17 protein-coding genes are annotated in these 19287 nt (G+C 41.8%); 13 read left to right on the plus strand and 4 right to left on the minus strand.

Going from position 1 to position 19287, the window contains the following annotated elements; all coding sequences use genetic code 11:
- Positions 1–15 precede the first annotated feature (15 nt).
- The 8 genes from FFM64_RS05560 to FFM64_RS05595 all read left to right on the plus strand — a co-directional run bounded on the left by FFM64_RS05560 (position 16) and on the right by FFM64_RS05595 (position 6590).
- Positions 16–1455: a glycoside hydrolase family 1 protein gene (locus FFM64_RS05560; protein WP_137607011.1), complete on the plus strand. Its 1440-nt coding sequence runs from the start codon at positions 16–18 to the stop codon at positions 1453–1455.
- Positions 1456–1487: 32 nt separating this feature from the next.
- Positions 1488–3392, plus strand: a complete 1905-nt coding sequence (locus tag FFM64_RS05565; RefSeq protein ID WP_137607012.1) for a BglG family transcription antiterminator — start codon at positions 1488–1490, stop codon at positions 3390–3392.
- Positions 3389–4024, plus strand: coding sequence for a YczE/YyaS/YitT family protein (locus FFM64_RS05570; protein WP_223876901.1), 636 nt, complete (start codon positions 3389–3391; stop codon positions 4022–4024). The genes FFM64_RS05565 and FFM64_RS05570 overlap by 4 nt, the downstream gene beginning before the upstream one ends.
- A 218-nt stretch (positions 4025–4242) precedes the next feature.
- Positions 4243–4368, plus strand: coding sequence for an LPXTG cell wall anchor domain-containing protein (locus FFM64_RS12505; RefSeq protein WP_137607073.1), 126 nt, complete (start codon positions 4243–4245; stop codon positions 4366–4368).
- A gap of 1 nt (position 4369) precedes the next feature.
- Complete coding sequence (locus FFM64_RS05580; protein WP_137607013.1) at positions 4370–4693, plus strand: hypothetical protein; 324 nt, start codon at positions 4370–4372, stop codon at positions 4691–4693.
- A 157-nt stretch (positions 4694–4850) separates the two neighbouring features.
- Positions 4851–5771, plus strand: a complete 921-nt coding sequence (locus FFM64_RS05585) for a pre-toxin TG domain-containing protein (protein WP_137607014.1) — start codon at positions 4851–4853, stop codon at positions 5769–5771.
- A 68-nt stretch (positions 5772–5839) separates the two neighbouring features.
- Complete coding sequence (locus FFM64_RS05590; RefSeq protein WP_137607015.1) at positions 5840–6253, plus strand: hypothetical protein; 414 nt, start codon at positions 5840–5842, stop codon at positions 6251–6253.
- Positions 6254–6326: 73 nt separating this feature from the next.
- The gene (locus FFM64_RS05595) at positions 6327–6590 is read left to right on the plus strand and encodes a hypothetical protein (protein ID WP_379858546.1); all 264 of its coding nucleotides are present in this window, start codon (positions 6327–6329) and stop codon (positions 6588–6590) included.
- A gap of 117 nt (positions 6591–6707) precedes the next feature.
- Here FFM64_RS05595 and FFM64_RS05600 read toward each other — a convergent pair whose 3' ends face one another.
- From FFM64_RS05600 to FFM64_RS05615, 4 genes are all read right to left on the minus strand, one after another.
- Positions 6708–7004: a hypothetical protein gene (locus FFM64_RS05600; RefSeq protein ID WP_223876902.1), complete on the minus strand. Its 297-nt coding sequence runs from the start codon at positions 7002–7004 to the stop codon at positions 6708–6710.
- Positions 7005–7017: 13 nt separating this feature from the next.
- On the minus strand, positions 7018–7209 hold the full coding sequence (locus FFM64_RS05605; protein ID WP_137607016.1) for a hypothetical protein: 192 nt from the start codon (positions 7207–7209) through the stop codon (positions 7018–7020).
- 117 nt (positions 7210–7326) lie between these two features.
- Positions 7327–8778 (minus strand): DHA2 family efflux MFS transporter permease subunit, encoded by a 1452-nt coding sequence (locus tag FFM64_RS05610; RefSeq protein ID WP_137607017.1) that lies wholly within the window; start codon positions 8776–8778, stop codon positions 7327–7329.
- Positions 8779–8890: 112 nt separating this feature from the next.
- Entirely contained in the window at positions 8891–9307 is a 417-nt protein-coding gene (locus FFM64_RS05615) for a zinc ribbon domain-containing protein (RefSeq protein ID WP_137607018.1), read from the minus strand.
- Positions 9308–9448: 141 nt separating this feature from the next.
- Here FFM64_RS05615 and FFM64_RS05620 point away from each other — a divergent pair, with 141 nt between their 5' ends.
- The 5 genes from FFM64_RS05620 to FFM64_RS05640 all read left to right on the plus strand — a co-directional run bounded on the left by FFM64_RS05620 (position 9449) and on the right by FFM64_RS05640 (position 19093).
- Positions 9449–9724: a hypothetical protein gene (locus FFM64_RS05620; protein WP_137607019.1), complete on the plus strand. Its 276-nt coding sequence runs from the start codon at positions 9449–9451 to the stop codon at positions 9722–9724.
- A 595-nt stretch (positions 9725–10319) separates the two neighbouring features.
- Positions 10320–13658, plus strand: a complete 3339-nt coding sequence (locus tag FFM64_RS05625) for a bacterial Ig-like domain-containing protein (protein ID WP_137607020.1) — start codon at positions 10320–10322, stop codon at positions 13656–13658.
- 331 nt (positions 13659–13989) lie between these two features.
- Positions 13990–17049: a bacterial Ig-like domain-containing protein gene (locus FFM64_RS05630; protein WP_171000305.1), complete on the plus strand. Its 3060-nt coding sequence runs from the start codon at positions 13990–13992 to the stop codon at positions 17047–17049.
- A gap of 670 nt (positions 17050–17719) precedes the next feature.
- Positions 17720–18151, plus strand: a complete 432-nt coding sequence (locus FFM64_RS05635) for a CopY/TcrY family copper transport repressor (RefSeq protein WP_137607022.1) — start codon at positions 17720–17722, stop codon at positions 18149–18151.
- Positions 18152–18322: 171 nt separating this feature from the next.
- Positions 18323–19093, plus strand: coding sequence for a MurR/RpiR family transcriptional regulator (locus FFM64_RS05640; RefSeq protein ID WP_137607023.1), 771 nt, complete (start codon positions 18323–18325; stop codon positions 19091–19093).
- Positions 19094–19287: the final 194 nt, after the last annotated feature.

Here is a 19287-nt window from a genome sequence, read left to right on the forward strand (position 1 = left end):
TAGGAGGAACTAAAAATGAATTATAAGATGCCAACAAACTTTTTGTGGGGTGGTGCCATTGCTGCCAATCAAGCTGAGGGTGGCTTTGGAATTGATGGTAAAGGAATCAGTTTAGCAGATATCCACAAATATGAACCTGATTTAACAAATGCAGAAATTTCAGCAAAACAAATTAAAGGTGTTTCAACGGCAGATATCAAGCAACATTTAGCAGATAAAGATGGCTATTATCCCAAACGCTCAGGGATAGACTTTTATCATACGTATCCACAGGACCTGAAGCTATTGGCAGATATGGGATTCAAAGCGTTTAGAACATCAATTGATTGGACTAGAATTTTCCCAACAGGTGATGAGACTGAGCCTAATGAAGCGGGACTTAGCTACTACGATCATTTAATTGATAAAATTATTGAATTGGGAATGGAACCGATTATTACGATTTTACATTATGAAACACCGCTGAATATCACAACCAAGTATGGAGGCTGGAATAACCGAAGGGTCGTGGACTTATTTGTAAAGTATGGTGAAACTGTCCTGAAACGTTATCAAGGTAAGGTAAAGTATTGGATTGCAATCAATCAAATTAATTTAATTCAATTTGAACCATTTAACTCGACTGCAATTCCTTATGATACTGTTGATAATTATTCAGAAGCTGCTTATCAAGCCGTTCATAATCAATTTGTTGCTAGTGCAAAGTTAGTTGAAATTGCACGAAAAATTAATCCGGACATGCAAATTGGGACAATGGTGGCTGATAGCACCGCATACCCATTCTCTTGTGATCCAGATGACGTTGAACTAGCACTGAAGCGCAATCGGATGGAGTACTTCTATACGGATGTTCAGTTTGAGGGTGCGTATCCGAAATATGCATTGAATTATTTTGCAGATCATAATATTGATTTGAATATTCAACCTGGTGACTTGGACTTGTTAAGTAATAATACAATGGATTTCTTAGCAATTTCTTATTACTACTCACAAGTGGTAGATGCTAAGCGCAATACGATGGATCCAGCATCTGTTGTGAAAAATCCTAATATTAAAGCTAATCCTTGGGGCTGGGGTGTTGATCCTAAGGGGTTATATAATACACTATCTCAAAATTGGGATCGGTATAAAAAGCCGATTATCATTGCTGAAAATGGTTTCGGAATGTATGACAAGCTAGAAGATGGCACAGTCCATGATGATTATCGGATTTCATATCTTTCACAACATATTGCGGCGATGGAAGCAGCAATGGAAGACGGTGTGGATGTTATTGCCTATTTAGCATGGGGACCGATTGATATCATTAGTTGTTCCACTGCTCAAATGGCAAAACGATATGGTTTCGTATATGTTGATTTAGATAATTTTGGGAAAGGATCTGGAAAGCGAATTAAGAAAGACAGTTATTATTGGTATCAAAAAGTTATCAGTAGTAATGGCGTAGACCTTTAGTTATTTAATAATAACCAGTTTGGGGGAAGAATATGTCAAAACGAGATGTTGAAGTATTAAGTTATTTGAAAGCACATGTTTATAAATGGACAAGTGCCAAAGAATTGGCTGAACGTTTTGAATGTACAACTCGTACCATTAGAAACGTCATAAATAGGCTGAATAATGAATATGACGATTGTATTTCTTCCGGGAGAAATGGCTATAAATTTAATAAGAAAAGTTCCACCACAGCGGTTAAGGTATCGACTAGTGATGAGCGTATTACAAAGTTGCTGATGGCATTAATACATGACGGTAGTCAAGGCATTAATTTGTATGATTATGCTGATCAAATGTTTGTTTCTGATGCTGTTATCCGAACTGATATAAATAAATTGCAAAAGAAAGTTGAAAGTTATGATGTTTATATTCAAGGGAATGAATTCAATTATCGTTTAATTGGAAGTGAACGCGCTAAGCGTAAATTGATCCTTGGAATACTATACGATGAGGCTAACTTTCAAGATAATGTTCGTAAAAGTATTCAAAAGTTGATAGAAGATATTCCGTTAGTTGATCTTCAAAAGATAATTAAAAAAGCTGCTCAGACCAAAGGGCTAACTATTAATAATTATGCTCTTAATAATATTGTGTTACATTTTGCAATTGCATTACAGCGTATTCAACAAGGAAATGATATTCCTGAATCAGCCGATACAGTTAAATTGCCAACCGAGGAGGCTGTTGTTAGTGAGATAGCAGTACAGTTAAAAAGAAATTATGGTATTGAACTACCTAATCCTGAAATGCAGCAATTGTCGATCTTATTTGTCGGCAATCAGGATGTTGCTGATGATCATGCTGTAGTAAATATCGAAACACTTATTCAACCTAGAATAAAAGCGGCGCTCAAAGCAGCATTGCACGAAGCTGAGCAAAATTATTTTTTGGATTTATCAGATGAGGATTTTTTTACAAAGTTGGCAATTCATGTTCAAAATTTATCACGTCGCTTTGCGGTTGACCACTTCAACAGAAGTACTAGTCTGCTTGATATTAAAACAACTTATCCACTGATTTATGATATTTCTGTGTATCTAGCTGTTTCATTAAATCAAAAACTGGCTATTACTTTTACTGAAGATGAGATAACTTTTATTGCATTGCATTTAGGAGCGTATTTAGAGCAAAAAAATAGGCAACAGTTACTAAAGGTCTATTTAATTACCGATGTTTATGATGATATAAGAAAATCGTTGGTAGATAAGATTAAATATTTATATTCAGATGAAATTCGTATTTTCTCGGTGTCTTCTTTGGTGAATACGGAAACAGCAAGTCAGGCTGATTTGGTAATTAGTACAGTTCATAGTATCCATCAACTTGATAAACCAGTATTGATGGTTCATCCGTTTTTAACACAAGCTGATCAATCATTGATTAGGCGTCAAATTGGTGTAGCCAAGCAACTGAAGTTTATGCCCCGGCTAATTAATCATATTCAAGAGTATATGACGGAGAATGTATATTTTGATGATGTAGATGCAATGTCTAGGCAAGATATACTGACATATTTATTAGGTGCCTTACAACAACAGAAGTATATTTCTGATGGCTTTGGTCAAGCGGTAACTAAACGTGAAAATATGTCGTCAACAGGATTTCCATCAGGTGTGGCAATTCCTCATGCATTTAGAATGGATGCACTTAAAAACTTTATTGCTATTTATCGCTGTTCAAAACCTGTGATGTGGCAATCCCAACCTGTAAAAATTGTATTTTTAATTGGGATTAACCGGGCAGGCGCTCAGCAATTCAATGATATCTTTGAAGCGCTGGTCAATGTTCTGAGCGAGCCGATAAATGTTAATCAACTTGCTGAAACGACTTCTTATGAACAGTTTTTAAACTTACTAAAACAACAGTTGGAAATGGAAAACGTAGGTGAAGTGTGAATGTTAAAAAGAGTAAGTTGATCAAAAAGATCATCTATACAATTATTGGTAGCATGGTTTGTGGCGTTGGTGTCAAATTAATAGTAGTAGCTGATTCAGGTTTTGATTCGATTAGTACGTTGATTTTGGGAATTATGAATCAGATTCAATCATGGTCAAGTATTAGTTTTGGAACATGGAGCCAAATTCTAAGTGTAATATTCCTGATAATTACCTTCTTCTGGAATCGTTCACTACTTGGGATTGGCAGTGTTATCAATGGGTTAACGGTTGGTGCAACAGTGAATATGCTAAGCCCCGTATTTGAGAATTATGTAACGACTAAGTTTGACTTAATTGTTTCAGTAGTTGGGTTTGGACTAATGGCACTTGGGACGGCTATTTACTTGGCCTCAAATTTAGGAAGTGGGCCAACCGAAGCGCTTATGAATTGCTTAGTTAATCATTTTGGTTGGTCATTACGATATGCCCGAATCCTTTTAGACTCTAGTTTTATTGTTTTAGGATTCCTGATGGGGGCCAAAGTTGGGTTTGCAACCTTGATAGCAATGTTTGGTCTAGGACCAATGATTCAATTATTTTTAAAAAATATCAAAAGTGTTTTTCCACATGCATCTATCAATAATAGTTAGCAAAAAAGCCGGACATTGTTTCGACTTTTTTTAGTTTCAGTGCGGTGATCAAGGTGTCGCTTATACGGTGGGTGCCGGCTATGAATGGGGTGCTAAGGCTAATGATGTTGGGGACACATCAACTGCCAATAATGCCCACTTTCTGGTTCATCAAGCACGGATAAAACGAATAATAGTGGAGTGACTAACAAAATGCGGCCTTCAAGCAGCGGCATCCAATTCTTGGTAAACTATTACCACAAACTAATTCAGTTGGTAATTCACCATTGATGTGGCTCGGGTTAGTTATGTTACTCATTACTATCGCGGTACCGCTCCCCAGTAGTAAATGGGGGCGGCGTTAAGATGAAAAAAGTCAATACAATTTTGAAAAAAGTCTTAATTGTCTTCATGGTGATGACATTAGTACTGACTTCTTTTGCAGGCTCAGCGGAATTTGTTTCGGCACATCGCCGTGGAGTAACTCACTCACGTAAGCACGTTGTTCGGCGCCATGCGAGTGGACATGCGAAAAAGTCGCATCGTGCCAGACGCGTAACCAAGCGGCGCGTAGTTCGACGGAAAGCGCCAAGACGACGCAAGGTCGCAGTTCGGCGTCGTAAAGCGGTCCGTCATGCTGGGGTGCGTAGGAAGCAGCGCAGCACCAAAGCGACGGCGTGTTGTGCGTAAGAAACGAGCCACTAAGAAACGGAAGAAAAAGAAGTAATCAGCCAAGAAACGAAAAGCTACGCCAAAGAGGCGCAAGAAAACAGTCAAGAAACACCAAGCCGCAAAGAAAAAGAAAATTGCTAAGAAACGGAAAGTTTCACATTCGAAGAAGCGCCAAATGACTAAACACAGACCCGCGATCAAAAAGAAAAAATCAAGTGGCAGTGCATTAATGTCTACGATTAGTCGTAAGACCGGGATCAGTAAGAGCCTAATTTCGATGGTGGGGGACTTTGTTGGTTACAATGACCTCTATACCATGTTTACTGGTAAAGATGCAACGACTGGCAAAAAACGTTCACGATGGTTGGGTGCGGCATGGACAGCTTTTAATTTTATTCCGATATCCAAAGCTGCAAGAGTCGCAAAAATCGCCAAGTTATTAGTGACCGCTCGAAAGACTGAAAAAGTGTCGAAAGATATTAGAGTTGGGCATTTGGCAACGAAAGCTGTGACCAAACGAACAGGTGAAACGGCGGCAAAGAAGGCCGCACAGAAGCGAGCCGAGCAGCTGGTCAAGCAACGAAAGAAAGCTAAACCAGTAAAAGCCAAGAAGACTAAAACACTTGGCCGCCGGGTGATGAGTAAGAAAGCTTATAAGCAGAAGTACGGTAAGAAAGTAACTAAGAAACAAAAGAAGTTCAATAAAAAGAAGCAAGCAAAACGGGATCGTAAGCAAGCTTATGCACGGAGTAAGAGTAGGACTAAGAAGAAAGTAGCTGTCAAGAAGCCTCAGCTTGTTACTAACGCATTGTTGCAACAGTTGAAGGCAAAGGGAGTGAAATATTCGGCCAAAGACGTTCTCATGGTAACGAAAAACTCAGATGGTAAGTTAATGTGGCTTGAAAAGGGAAGTAGTCGAGCCGGATTGAAGCATATACAGCAGCGGCATGCACGAGAATTTAAGGAAAGGGGAATAGCACAGAAGGATATCCCAAGAGCCTTAGATAGAGCTATAAAGTCTAAACCAATAAAAAGCGGTGCAAGTAAGGTTGGCCCATACTCAGAGTATAGGGTTGATGGAAAAAATATCGGATAGTTTATGGAACAAATGGTTTTATAGTCACATTCTTTCCAATTTGAAGTAGTGAAAAAGAGGTGTTTTATATGTATAAACTGTTATCAATTCAACAAGATATGATTACAAGAGTGGTAGATTTAAAAAATATGAAAACCCAAACTATTGAAACGTGTTTTGATGATTCGGCTTCTGTAAGCATTGATAAGACTTTTGAATTTATGAAGGTTGGTGGTGTATATGAATGCAAACTTGCATTATTTGGTAGTGTTAGAAGAATGAATGCTGGCGATTGGCAGGAATATACAATTGTGGAAGATAGCGTCATTATTGGTAATGCGCTGTTTGTCCAGGTGCAGCTTGAAAATGATACTTACTATATACATCAAGAGCAAGTATTACCATATCTTTCATCTGAGAAGCTGATGTTTGAATGTGCTAGAAAAGATTTAATACAAGTGGATGGAATGATAAATGAGGGGTTATATGACTGGATTATATGAGTTTGAAAGTAGGAATAACGATATTAGTTGAATTGACTGGAGCTACTACATTCTGGAAAGATGAAGGTGTTAGATGGTGATTATTCTTATCATAATTGGATTAATTTTTGCGGCCGTTACCATTGGCCTAGGTTATTGGAGTTATATATTAGGAAAACAGCAGAAAACTAACTTTACGGGTAGCATCATTCCGTTAGGTTATTTTATCGTTCGGGCAATATTTGCTGTAACAATGGGTGATGGAACGCGAGAATTACTGACGAGCTTAGTAGGTAGTTTGGTAATTGCGTTGATTTATATTTGGCTGTTTAGTTGGGGAAAACAACGTACACACTAATGTCAGAAAAAGTGGAATCAAGTAATATATTGTAACCACTTTTCTGATCCTACATAGTCGAATCAAAAAGGTAGGGTAGAGAACTCCTGTACGGAGGACTTATCCTGCCTTTTTGATTTAATACCCAGCGTGATGGTATTGGCGACTCAAACGCCGTTCAACTGAAAATAAAGCTAATGGATTCATTTTGCGTAATTGGTCCGAATCGTAACGCATGACGAGTTGTTCCGAACTATTAACCGTGACTTGGTGAACGCCATTAAAACTTTCCAGTGCTTGCAAAACTTGGGCTTGTAGCTCCGGATGTTCAGGCCAAACTGGCGATGTCAGCATCACCAGACCATGTTCAGGATGTTGCATTGTAATCTGGTACTTATTGAGATATTTGTTAAAAACATCGGCTGGATTCATCATCAAAAAGCGCTCCTTAAATACTGGTCCAAAGTGGAATCGCGGCCCAGATGAAGAAGCCTGCGACCCCAGCAGCGGCAATGCCAGCTAATAACCAAATGGTGGCCATTAATTTTTGAACTTGGTGGAAGTAATAACCAGTGAGGCCCCAACAAATGAGCGCTAGAATAGCACTGGTTCCGATAATCAGATTAATTATAATTTCCATTAAAATTTAAATGCTCCTTGTCTAACGTTACCTCCCCATTGTGGCGGATAGCTGGCAAAAGTGCAATCAAAAAAACGTTGGGTTTCAAGCGACCCAACGTTTTTTAATCAAATTGATTTAATTTTCTTCAGCAGGTGATTGGTGAGCTGATTCAGCCGCACGTTTTTCTGCTAAGGGATCGATTGATTTCTCAGGTTTGTTGCTGACAAGCATCGAAACAAAGAAACCTAGGACAGATAACGCCAAGGTGAACCAGAAGCCATAGTGAACACCATGCACGAAGGCAGTTGAGCCACTCGCATGACTAGCAGCTTGACCAATCCCCAACAAACTTGTGGCAATGGCAGTTGCCAAAGCGCCCAGAATTTGTTGCAAGGTATTTAAAATCGTACTACCATCTGCGGCAACCGGACCATGCAAAGCATTTAGTCCGTAAGTTTGGGCTGGTGACATCGCTAACGGTGCCCCAATCATTAAGATGATATGCGCTAAAACGACGTACCAGTAAGCCGAATGTGTTGTAGTGAAAATAAGCATCAAGGCACCGACAAAGCTGATTGCAAAACCAATCTGCGTTAAATATTTGGCACCATAATTATCGAAAAGACGACCGGCGGTGGCGGAAACAATCGCATTAACAATCCCACCAGGTAACATTAAAATTCCAGTCATGGCAACGGGAGCTACCAGACCTTTTTGCCAGTACATCGGTAATAGATACATTGACGACATGATAATCCCAAAGTCAATCATAACGAGCACAGTCCCGACACTGAACTTTTTGAAGCTAAACGCCCGTAAGTTCAGAATGGGTGTGTCTAAGTGTAATTGACGATGACAGTAGAAGTACAGGGAGATGATCCCAACGACTAGTGCGATTAAGACCATTGGACTACCCCAACCTTTGTCACCGGCTAAACTAGCCCCAATGACTAAACCACCGAAGCCGATGGATGATAAAATAATTGATAAAATATCAACTTTGGGCTTGGTGACTTTGGAGACATTTTGCATGAACATGATGGTAATAATCAGCGCAATTGCTAACAATGGGACGAACAACCAGAAGATCCAGTGCCAAGAAAGGGCACCTAAGATTAAACCAGCCAAAGTCGGTCCTAAAGCCGGTGCAAACATGATAACTAGGCCAACGAATCCCATGGCGGCACCCCGTTTTTCAGGTGGGTAAACAGCTAATAGGACGATGAAAATCAGTGGCAGAATCAAGCCAGTCGCGATGCCTTGAATCATTCGGCCAATCAGCAGTAACGCAAAGTTACCAGCTAAGGCTGAAACGATGGCGCCGACAATAAAATCGCTTAAGGCGAAGATAATCAGTTGTCGGGTAGTAAAATGTTTCGTTAACAGACTTGATAATGGCAAGACGATGCCGACCATCAGTAGATAACCGGTAACGAGCCATTGAATTGTCCCAGTATTGACGTGTAATTGTTGTTCTAATTGAGGAAGGGCGATATTCAGTGCAGTTTCGCTGAACATTCCCACAAAGCCTCCGAGTAATAGCCCAATCATAATTAGATTAGGATTTGAATGTGACTTGGTTTGCATGCTAAATTTCTCCTTTTTCCGTACAGTAGACACAATAGGTCACTGTACCAGAAAAAGGCGCGCTTCGTAAGTGATTTCTGAAAAAAAGTTTTAACATTTCTGAAATAAGTGGTTAAGTTCGAGCGTCAAATTGATGGCCACACTTCGGACAAGTCACGCGAATACGGCCGTGATGACGTGGAATCCGGATGCGCTGTTGACAATTTTCACAATGAAAGAAACGATAGTGCCAATGCTGCGATACCTGATAGCCTAATCGGGTAAAAGGCCATATAAGTGGAAACCAGAGATGTTGAAAGCCACGATTGATGGCAACTTGTGTGTAGATCTTCTTGGAAAAGAGTCGCCAGTAACTCAACAATAATAGTAGTAAGGCAATGAGCGCGAGCCAAGTGACTTTTGGAAAGAAACTTGCGACAATTAAGAGTAGGGCGAAGTTGTTCAGAAATTTATTTAAAGTATCATTTTGACCGTAGCGGCCAATCATAAACTGTTGTAGTCGTTGTAAAAATTTAGAATTTGGTTTCATTAATAGGGGACCTCCAAGTGAGCTGATGGCATATCCTAACATACTTACTGCTAGTCGGCAATTTGTAAACATTTATGAGTACTTTTCTGAAAAGTCAGTGTATACTAAGAACTATTCTAAAAAAGGTGGGGCCCGGATCATATGACAACTAAACAAAAAATCACGCAAGCGATGGTTTTAGACGCGATTAGTCGGGCGGCTCTGACCTTAGATCGTGCCGATCCAGCGCAAGCTCAGTTACAGCAATTATTAAATGAATTTCGCAGAACGTTACTACAGACTAACGGGCAAACGGCTACGACTGTTTTGTATCAAAGCAAGTTAGTCGGGTATTTATTACAACATACGGCGGATTACCCAACGACGGTCACGACACTAATGACGTTGTTAGCGCAATTCGTCAAACAGACCAACTAAGGGTTTCAACTAATAATGGGTTGAACCCTTTTTTATTTGGTCGGTATCAGGACCCTGTTACGATCAGTTTAATAGTGTATATATGTGGAAAAGAGTGGCTTATGTATCAGCCTAAAAGCGATCGTTATTTTAGGTCTTAATTATAGTTTTTTTTATTATAAAATGTGACGATCCATTAACGAAAGGCAAGCGGTATCTTCGTCGGGTCATCATTTATATAAGGGCTAGTCAAGGGCCTCACGGAATTCAGTTAAAGTCAAAATTTGTCACTGACGCCAAGGATACAAAGATAGTAATCTTTGCTAACTTTGTGGATATTAATATATTTATGATTATATTATAAATAATATCTGTTGAATTATATTGACTGGTTGTGGTACATTATAAATGAACAAAGTGCTTATCTATTGACTAGAGTAATTAATTGTATTTATCAATGGATAAACGTGATTGTTGTCAAAACAGGCTAATAAGCTGTTTTGGGGCCAGACGTATTAGCAAATCGTATAGATGTTGACAGTTTTATGTCTGAATAAGCGATTTAATCAAGGATATTTAGTTTGCAGAGTGGATTTGAAACGGGGGAACTAGAATCATGAAGCAAGACCAAAATAACAAATTATATTATAAAATGTACAAAAAAGGACGCTTCTGGATCTTTGCCGGAATGGCAGTTGTTACCATGAATATGAGTGTGGTAACGAGTCATGCTGATGCCACAACTCAAGCAAGCTCAGAACCAGCGACTAGTTCAACGAGTAAAAAAAGCGTCACTAGCCAGTCACAAGTTGTGTTGCAAAGTAGTGCTACGCCGAGTCAGCCCAGCGGTGCGAGTGATGCAAGTTCAGCCGAAGGTGTGTCTAAAACGGCAACAGCGACTTCCAAAGCAACGGCAACAACGACTGCTAAAGAACAGCCAGAAAAAGATAGTGAAACTGGCACGCAAGCGCAATCAGTTGAAAGTTCGTCAAGTTCCGAGACTAAGTCGACGTCAAAAGTAACGACATCAGTGGTTAGTGATGTGAAAGATACAACGGTCACTAACGAAGAGACGGATAAGCTGGCACCTGTTAGTGACGAACCAGCGGCAACAACTAAGCCTGAGAGCACACTTCCAGTTGAGAATGGTGATACGGCTAAAAAAGTTGTCACGACAGTTGAGGCACCAGTGACGGATCTGACTTCAGAAAATGAGACTAATGAGTTTAACAATCAGTTAACCCTGAATAAGATACAGGAGACAACGAACAATGCGATCGGTGCCATGGCAGTTCAAAATCTTTCAAGAGCGGCTTTAGTTAAGGCTGCTACCGTGAGGGAAGTAGCATCTGGTAATTGGGGGACGAGTCAATGGCGCTTAACTAGTGATGGTGTCTTAACGATTGGTTCCGGAACACTTACTGATGGGATGGCACCCTGGGCAGGTAATCAGGTTTTACCGAATGGTACCAAAATTCGTGCAAAAATTAGTAAAGTTATTATTGAACCTAATGTTATTGCGGGAGCTAATTTAAATTCGATATTTTTTAAATATAATAATGACCCAGGCAACGTTCCTTTAACCGATATTGAAGGATTGGAAAATCTTGATGTGTCACATGTGACGGATATGTATGGTGCTTTCAGTGGTGATAGCGTTTCAGATTTTTCTGGTGTGAAAGATTGGGACACTAGCAATGTAACTGATATGATGTCGATGTTTTCCTCAACGCTAGTTACAGATAGTAGCAAGCTTCCAATTGGTAATTGGAATGTTGGTAAAGTTGACACTTTCAACATGATGTTTCAGAATACGCCACTAACTTCGTTGGACTTAAGCCATTGGAACGTTGGCGCCGGTGGACAAGCGCTTTCGCTTGGTGGGATGTTTGCTTTTTGTACGAACTTACAATCTTTAAATGTTTCTGGTTGGAATACAAGCCATGCCACCCAAATTGCCAACTTGGTTTCAGGTGATAAACAACTGACAACACTAGATCTTTCTGATTGGGATTTACGAAGTGTTACCGGTGGTGCATCTGCGCTTGCTGGTACTACTAATCTGAAGTCATTAACGTTAAATGAAAACTCACGTTTAATGTTTTACGTTAAGGCATTAGACTATTACGCTAATGTTGGTCTCCCAGACGTACCTACTGAGACAAAGACTTGGCAAAGCACAACTGGTGGTGACACCTATACGAGTGCGCAATTAATGGCCTTATACAGTAGCGGGAATAGTACTTTTCCAGCTGGTAAGATCACTTATGTTTGGTCGCCAGTACCTAAATCACAAATCAAGACCAAAGATTTAACCTTTATTGCTGGTCCTGACGTAGGATGGGGTCGTAAACAAAGTTTGTCCGAGCTTATTGATGGTAACGGCCAAAATTTACTTGACTATGACGATATTAGTCAGTGGGTTCAGATTTTTAGTGTGAACGGTGATGAAAATGTTCATAGGATAGATGTGCATACTCCAGGACTAGGTAACCGTGACTATAGTGTTGTTTTTGTATTTACCGATAGCTATGGCTACGTGCAATACGCCACCACTACTGTTCACGTGTTAGAGAGCAAAGCGAGCTTGACAGTTGTGCCGGAGACAACCATTAGTGTTGGTAGTCAAGCTAATTGGAACAACTTAACCAACATCACCGCTGCTACCGATGAAGCCGGCAATCCAGTCACTGATTTGTCAGGATTAGCGATTACGGCCAATACCCAACCTGATTTAACTAAAGCCGGTGACTATCCGGTCACGTTGACTTACAAGGATGGGGTTGGTGCACCGCATACCTACACAATCACGGTTCACGTTGTCGAAAATAAAGCTACTATAACGACCGAGCCAGAAACAATTGTCGCTGGCCCTAAAGCCGTCTTTGATTTGAAAGCGGCGATTAAAGGACTTACCGACGTCAATGGTGAAGCCGTTGATGTTGATCAAGCATTAGCTGACCAGCACCTGGTTGCGGATTTGAGTCAATTGGACCTTTCGAAGACCGGTGATCAACTGGTTAAAGTGACTTACACGGATACTACTGGCACTAGTCACGAAGCGACAGTGACCGTGCATGTTGTTGCGACTAAAGCTGATATACAAGCAAACGGGACAACGGTTGTTACCGGGCCAAGTGCGTCTGTTTGGCAGGCGGCAGACAATTTTGTCGGTGCTAAAGACGCTGATGGTCAGGCGCTGACTTTGGACGATCTTGAAGTCACTGGTAATGTTGATACGACAACGCCTGGCGAGTATACCGTTACTTATCGCTATATTGATAAGGCTGGTAATGATCTAAACAAGACTGTCACGGTTAAAGTCCATGCTTCTCAAGCAGCGGTAGTGGCGAAAGATGCCACGGTTACTGCAGGGGCGACGGCTAAATGGACGCCAAATGACAGCTTTGTCAGTGGCACTGACGCTGATGGTCATGCACTGACCTTAAATGATGTTCAAGTGACTGGAACTGTTGATATGGCAACACCTGGAGCGTACACAATCACGTACCAATATACGGATGTCGCTGGTAACGTGGTGAACGCAAAGGCCAAGGTAACCGTTGTTGCGGCAACTGATCCGAATACTGATGATAACGACAGCACTGGCACTGGTGATCAAATTGATCCTGATCAACCAGTAACGCCTACTGATCCAGCTGAGGCAGTTACACCGGCGACTAAACCAAGTGGTGCGAAATCAGATCAGGTGATAACGATGGCTGACCGCATTCAAATTGACCCAGAACAGCCAATGTCAGTTGCTGATAAAATGGGAACTGGACGGATTTTGCCAGCCAAACAGGCTACAGAATCACAGGCTAAATCCGTTTCGACGTTACCGCAGACCGATGAAGTTCAATCTAATTCCAAGCAGGCTCTCGGAATGACTTTGTTAACATTGACTGGACTGACTGGTTTATTGGGATTAGCTCGCAAACGTCGTCATAATTAAAGTATTAGCAAAAAGGACAGCTGCGGCTGTTCTTTTTTGTCGTAAAATAAGTAGTTTAATTAAAAAACATAAGATAATAAGTTAAATGATAAACAGGTAAATATTAGTTTGGATTGTTGCTTTATTTAAGCCGTTTATGATACATTCATTATAGATAAGGTACTTATTTATTTATGGGTATTATTAATAAATCTAACTAACAAACTAATCGGATGCAAGTAATTCGACACTGTATTAGTCGTTATAACGAGGTAATTAATAACATGAGATTTAAGTAAGCATTACAGCAACTAGTTACTGTCAACATGTCATTTGGATGGGGAGAACGAACATGCAAAATAAACGTAATGATAAAATGGTTTATAAAATGTACAAAAAGGGTCGCTTTTGGGTATTTGCTGGCGTGACTTTAGCAGCGGTGAATTTTAGCACGATTGCTAGTCAAGCTGAAACGTCACCTTCAACTGAACCTGAACCGACAACGAATCAACCAATGGCTTCAAGTAAGCTTGAACAGAAAGAAGTCACTTTGAAGGCTGGGACAAGTGATCAAATTACTGATCAGAGTAACAGCAAAAATGAAAGCGATGCCACTGTGGTGCCAACTACAAAAGGTACCCAACCGGCTCCCAAGGTGGCGACACCAGCTGCTGACAAGCAAATAACCAGTCAGCCAGCTAATCCGACACCTAAACCAGCGGAAGCTGATGTGAGTCGACCTGAAACACCGGCAAGCCAGCCAGAAACAATTGTTCAGCCTTCAGCATCAGCAGTGGTGGAAACGAGTCCAGCGCCACCTGTGGAAGCTGCGTCACAACAGACACCACGGTCAAATTTAGCACGTGCAGACGTGACCTATCCGTACTCGGGCACGTTACAAATTGATGGTGGTAGTGAATGGACCTTAGATAGTGATGGCGTTTTGACGATTCATGCTGGAAATGTTGGTAGCATTGCCAAGGCCAGCACGCTGTCTTGGTATAATCAACGGAATCTGATCACCAAGGTGATTATTGATGGACCGGTTGTCGCCGGAAGTGATTTTAGTAATGTCTTTTCACAACGGGGGACATACGGCAAAAAAATTAGTAGTATTGAAGGTTTAGAAAACATCGATACTTCGCAAGCCACGAACATGAGCTATTTATTCACCAGTACGAAAATTGCGGATTTTTCTGGTCTGTCAGGGTGGAAAACCGGTAATGTCACGAATATGACCGCGATGTTTTCGGACATTGCCGTGGCGACTCAGATTCCTGTTGAAAATTGGGATGTTAGCAGAGTGGTTGATTTTGACAATTTATTTAGTGGTGTCGGCGTCCAGACGTTAGACTTGAGTCAATGGCAAGTCGGTAAAAACATCGCTGCCGGAACTAAAGTCTCATTGGGTGGGATGTTCCGTAATTGTGTTAACTTAATCAGTATAAACGTGACCGGTTGGGATACGAGTACGACGAGCCAGATTGCCAATCTCTTTGCTGGAGATAGTCGTTTGACGGCATTGGACATTGCGAGTTGGGATTTGCGGAACGTCACTAGCGCTTCGGCATTCATGAGCGTGTTTGAGTCAACGAGCAGCCTGAAAGAACTCACATTGGGCGCAAATACGCGTTTGATGGCGGGCGTTAATTTGCCAAACGTGCCAACACAAGCCGGGACTTGGCAAAATAAAGCGGCGACGGGAGCTACCGACCCGGCATATACCAGCGCTGAGTTAGTGGCCCTGTACACTGGAAACTCGGTGCCTAGTGCAGCCACAACTTATATCTGGTCGCCAGCTTCGAGTGCTGCCCTCACGGCCAAAGATGTAACGGTGGTGGCCGGTCCTAATAGTAATTGGTCCGCTAAAGATAGTGTGGCTAAAATTGTAGATGCTGATGGCAACGAGTTAGATTTAAATGCAGTTGATGTTAATGGTTTGGTCAAAGTGACAAGTGTTAATGGGGATTCAAACGTGACGACCATTGATGCGTCGATTCCGAATAAGACCTACACGGTCGTGTTAACTTATACGGATGCTAACGGCATTGAAAAACAAGCTACCTCCACCGTGACCGTGACACAAAGTCAGGCAACCTTGGTGGGTCAACCTTCCACGGTTAAAATGGGACCTAATGCCAGTTGGGACGTCAGTCAAGCGGTTGACCAAGTGAAGTCCACCAACGCGGCTGGTCAACCGCTGACGGCTGCTGAATTGGCAACGGTGACGGCAACGGGGTTGGATCTCACCACGGCTGGTGAACAAACGGTAACCCTATCGTACACGGATAAGTACGGCAATGTGGTCACGACAACGACGACGGTAACGGTGGTCGCAACGCAAGCCAGCTTAACGACTAAACCGGTGACGGTAGTGGCTGGTCCCAATGCCAAATGGTCATGGACTGATAGTGTGACGGCAGCAATGGATTTTGATGGCCAACCAGTAACTGATTTGAGCAATTTGACCGTGAACGTCGATCGAGAACCTGATTTAACCAAAGTCGGTGACCAGACGATTACACTGAGCTACACCGATAGCGAGGGGAATGTTCAACAGTTTGAAACTGTTATTCACGTGGTTGCCAGCAAAGTCACTTTAGAAGTGCAAGATACCACAGTGATTGCCGGACCACAAGCAACTTGGTCGGCAGCGGATAATTTTGTCAGCGCCACGGATGCAGATGGCCAGTCGCTGAGTGTTACCGATGTTCAGGTTACTGGCAAAGTCGATGCCACTAAGACTGGTGATTACCAAATTACGTATAGTTACACTGGGACAGATGGCAATCAAGTTACAAAAACAGTGACAGTGCATGTGGTCGCGAGTCAAGCTGGTATCGAAGTTAAAGATAGTCAACTAAAAGTTGGAACGGACTGGACGGCGGCTGATAACTTAGCTGGGGCAACCGACGCCAATGGCCAAGCGCTCTCATTTAAGGATTTAGTAGTTACAGGCAGGGTGAATACGAACCAGGCCGGGACTTATCAAATCACTTATCAATATACGGATACTGCTGGCAATGTCGTGACGGCGACAGCGACAATTACGGTTAGTGCGGATTCAGAAGAACCGGGCGACAATGGTAATGGTACCGGTGATAACAATAATGGCGATGGTGACCTTATTAATGAAGGCAATGGCGGTGGGACCACCAATCCTGGTAATAATGGTGGTCAGTCCAATGGTGATGGCGACATGATTAATGATAGTTCTAATCAACAACCTGCTAAAACTTTACCAGAACAGGTAGCGGCTGATCCGGCAACGGCATTACAATCAGCACCGACTAACGTAACAGTTGGTAATTTACCGAGAACGAACGAAGTTAAGCCAACCTCATGGCTAGCAGCGCTGGGAATTAGTTTGTTAGCAATTCTAGGTGCCGCTGGGTATCGTCGGCGACATTAACTAAAGTATCAAAAACATCAAAAATGTCGCAGCACCAGTGACCGTTACATCAAAAGTAGACTTGCCAATTTCAGCGCTCCGTCAGTCAAAATCGGTGTGCGGTGGGGGGGCGGTGCCAGCCGAAGTGCGGTCTGGCGCCTCAATTCCAAGCCGACAAAACACGTCTTTGAATTGCCTCGCGAGATTAGTCTGCCAAGAACGCTGACTAATCTCGCTGACACTGCACACCGGTTTCGACTGACTCCGCTAAGTGTAAATAACAGATTTATAAGAAAGAATCACTGATTAGCAGCAACAACCGGAAACGGCAGTAATCGCCTAGTTCTTTACAGCTTGATTGTTGACGTAGTGACGCAGATACAGGATTTTTAACTTTTAGACATTAACTAAACGAGGCTCCGATTGCCGTTGTTACTGACGGAATCGTAGCCTTTTTGTTTTGACTATGGTATTGATGACTTGAAACGCTATAGCTATTTATAGCGCTACATAAAGTGATAACCGGGGATTTTTAGTTGTCCATATGCAAAAAAGTGATTCAGTTATCATAGGTTTGGCGCTATGATAAAGAAGACAATTAGTTGCAATCTCTCGTTTACGGTTGTAAACTATACTAAATCTTATTGAAACCGAGTATTGAGAAAAAATAACTTGAAAGGTGGCCATTCAAATGGAAGCACAAACACAATTAGAGATTAGTGATGCTGAATGGGAAGTCATGCGAGTCACGTGGACTTTGGGCAGTGTGACGAGTAGTCAGATGGCGGAAATCATGGCTGAGAAGATGGGCTGGAAAACGGCGACAGTCAAGACGTTATTAGGGCGCTTGATTAAAAAGGGTGCTTTGCGGGCGGAAAAGAATGGCCGGGCCTTTACTTATTACCCAACGGTTGATGAACAACCGTCAATGGATGAGGCGGTGACGACGTTATTTGGTCACCTTTGTCAGATGCGCGTGGGTCAAACGTTGACTGATTTAATTGAGAAACTTGAATTGAGCCAGCATGATATTGAAAACTTACAAACCGTTTTGGCTGAAAAAGCCAAAACCGCGCCGGCAACAGTTGATTGCGATTGTTTGCCAGGTGGCGTGAAATGTTAATCAGACCCTGTTTTGTGAGGGGCACTAGTCGGCAATTACTTAGGTGATTGCCGACTAGTTTTTTTGGCTAAGCCTAAATTAGGGCGCAGAAATGCGACAGCACGTGTATTTCGTCAATAATAGCGTGCTTAAAATGGTATGATTGTACTTAGTTAGAAGGGGGAGAGGGCAGTGTTTAATTATCAGGAAATTGAGAGCTTGAATCGGCTGGAATTAACCGTGTATGACTACATTATTCAAAATAAAAGTGCTGTAATTAATATGACGATCCGCGAGTTAGCGACGAAAAGCCATGTTTCGACGACGACTGTATTACGTTTCTGCAATAAAGTTGGGTTAGACGGGTTTATGGAATTAAAGTACGTGATTAAACGTGATTTAGCACACCAGCAGCTCGAACAACCCAAAATGACGCGCGTTGTTGATTCCGTTAATGAATTTTTGAGCCGTTTTAACGATCAAACTTACCAAGATCACGTACAACAAGTAGCGGAGATGATGGTTGATGCCGACTTGATTTTGTTTTTCGGCATTGGGACGAGTGCGACCTTTGCACAATACGGGGCGCGGTTGTTGGCAAATTTAGGGTTATATACGTTATCGATTGTCGATCCTTTTCAGCCACAACCAGCGAAACTTCGTCATCCAGAAAAAATTGTTTTAGTTGACGTTTCAGTTTCCGGTGAACGGGAACAGGTTTTAAAACAAGCGCAGTTTTATCACGAACTAGGGGCCAAAGTGGTCTCAATTACGAACACTGCTATCTCGACACTAGCTCGACTTTCTGATGTCAATGTTGCGTATAACGCGCATGAAGTCCGGGATGTGATCAACGATGATGTTGATTTGACCACACAGGTACCGGTAGTTCTAACGATGGAACAAATTATGCATAAGACCCATAAAATTCAAGCAGCCCGGCGTGCAAACGCCAATAGATAGGGACGTTTGCCCTAATATGTGACAGGTTATTTCTTTGTGACAGGTTATATTTTTAGTACCTGTTTTTTTAGCGCCGTTAGGTCTTTAAAAAGCTAATGGCGTCATCTATAGTAGTAAATGAAAGCGGATACAAAAAGGCTGGCCAGTCGGGATTCGCGATTGATTTGCAATTATAGTACGAAGGGGTGTTAAAT

The sequence above is a fragment of the Lactiplantibacillus daoliensis genome (assembly GCF_005405005.1).
Classification (GTDB): Bacteria; Bacillota; Bacilli; order Lactobacillales; family Lactobacillaceae; genus Lactiplantibacillus; species Lactiplantibacillus daoliensis.

Coding starts and splice junctions, on each gene's coding strand:
- FFM64_RS05560 (WP_137607011.1), top strand. CDS start 16: ATGAATTATAAGATGCCAACAAACTTTTTGTGGGGTGGTGCCATTGCT.
- FFM64_RS05565 (WP_137607012.1), top strand. CDS start 1,488: ATGTCAAAACGAGATGTTGAAGTATTAAGTTATTTGAAAGCACATGTT.
- FFM64_RS05580 (WP_137607013.1), top strand. CDS start 4,370: ATGAAAAAAGTCAATACAATTTTGAAAAAAGTCTTAATTGTCTTCATG.
- FFM64_RS05585 (WP_137607014.1), top strand. CDS start 4,851: ATGACTAAACACAGACCCGCGATCAAAAAGAAAAAATCAAGTGGCAGT.
- FFM64_RS05590 (WP_137607015.1), top strand. CDS start 5,840: ATGTATAAACTGTTATCAATTCAACAAGATATGATTACAAGAGTGGTA.
- FFM64_RS05595 (WP_379858546.1), top strand. CDS start 6,327: ATGGTGATTATTCTTATCATAATTGGATTAATTTTTGCGGCCGTTACC.
- FFM64_RS05600 (WP_223876902.1), bottom strand. CDS start 7,004: ATGATGAATCCAGCCGATGTTTTTAACAAATATCTCAATAAGTACCAG.
- FFM64_RS05605 (WP_137607016.1), bottom strand. CDS start 7,209: ATGGAAATTATAATTAATCTGATTATCGGAACCAGTGCTATTCTAGCG.
- FFM64_RS05610 (WP_137607017.1), bottom strand. CDS start 8,778: ATGCAAACCAAGTCACATTCAAATCCTAATCTAATTATGATTGGGCTA.
- FFM64_RS05615 (WP_137607018.1), bottom strand. CDS start 9,307: ATGAAACCAAATTCTAAATTTTTACAACGACTACAACAGTTTATGATT.
- FFM64_RS05620 (WP_137607019.1), top strand. CDS start 9,449: ATGACAACTAAACAAAAAATCACGCAAGCGATGGTTTTAGACGCGATT.
- FFM64_RS05625 (WP_137607020.1), top strand. CDS start 10,320: ATGAAGCAAGACCAAAATAACAAATTATATTATAAAATGTACAAAAAA.
- FFM64_RS05630 (WP_171000305.1), top strand. CDS start 13,990: ATGCAAAATAAACGTAATGATAAAATGGTTTATAAAATGTACAAAAAG.
- FFM64_RS05635 (WP_137607022.1), top strand. CDS start 17,720: ATGGAAGCACAAACACAATTAGAGATTAGTGATGCTGAATGGGAAGTC.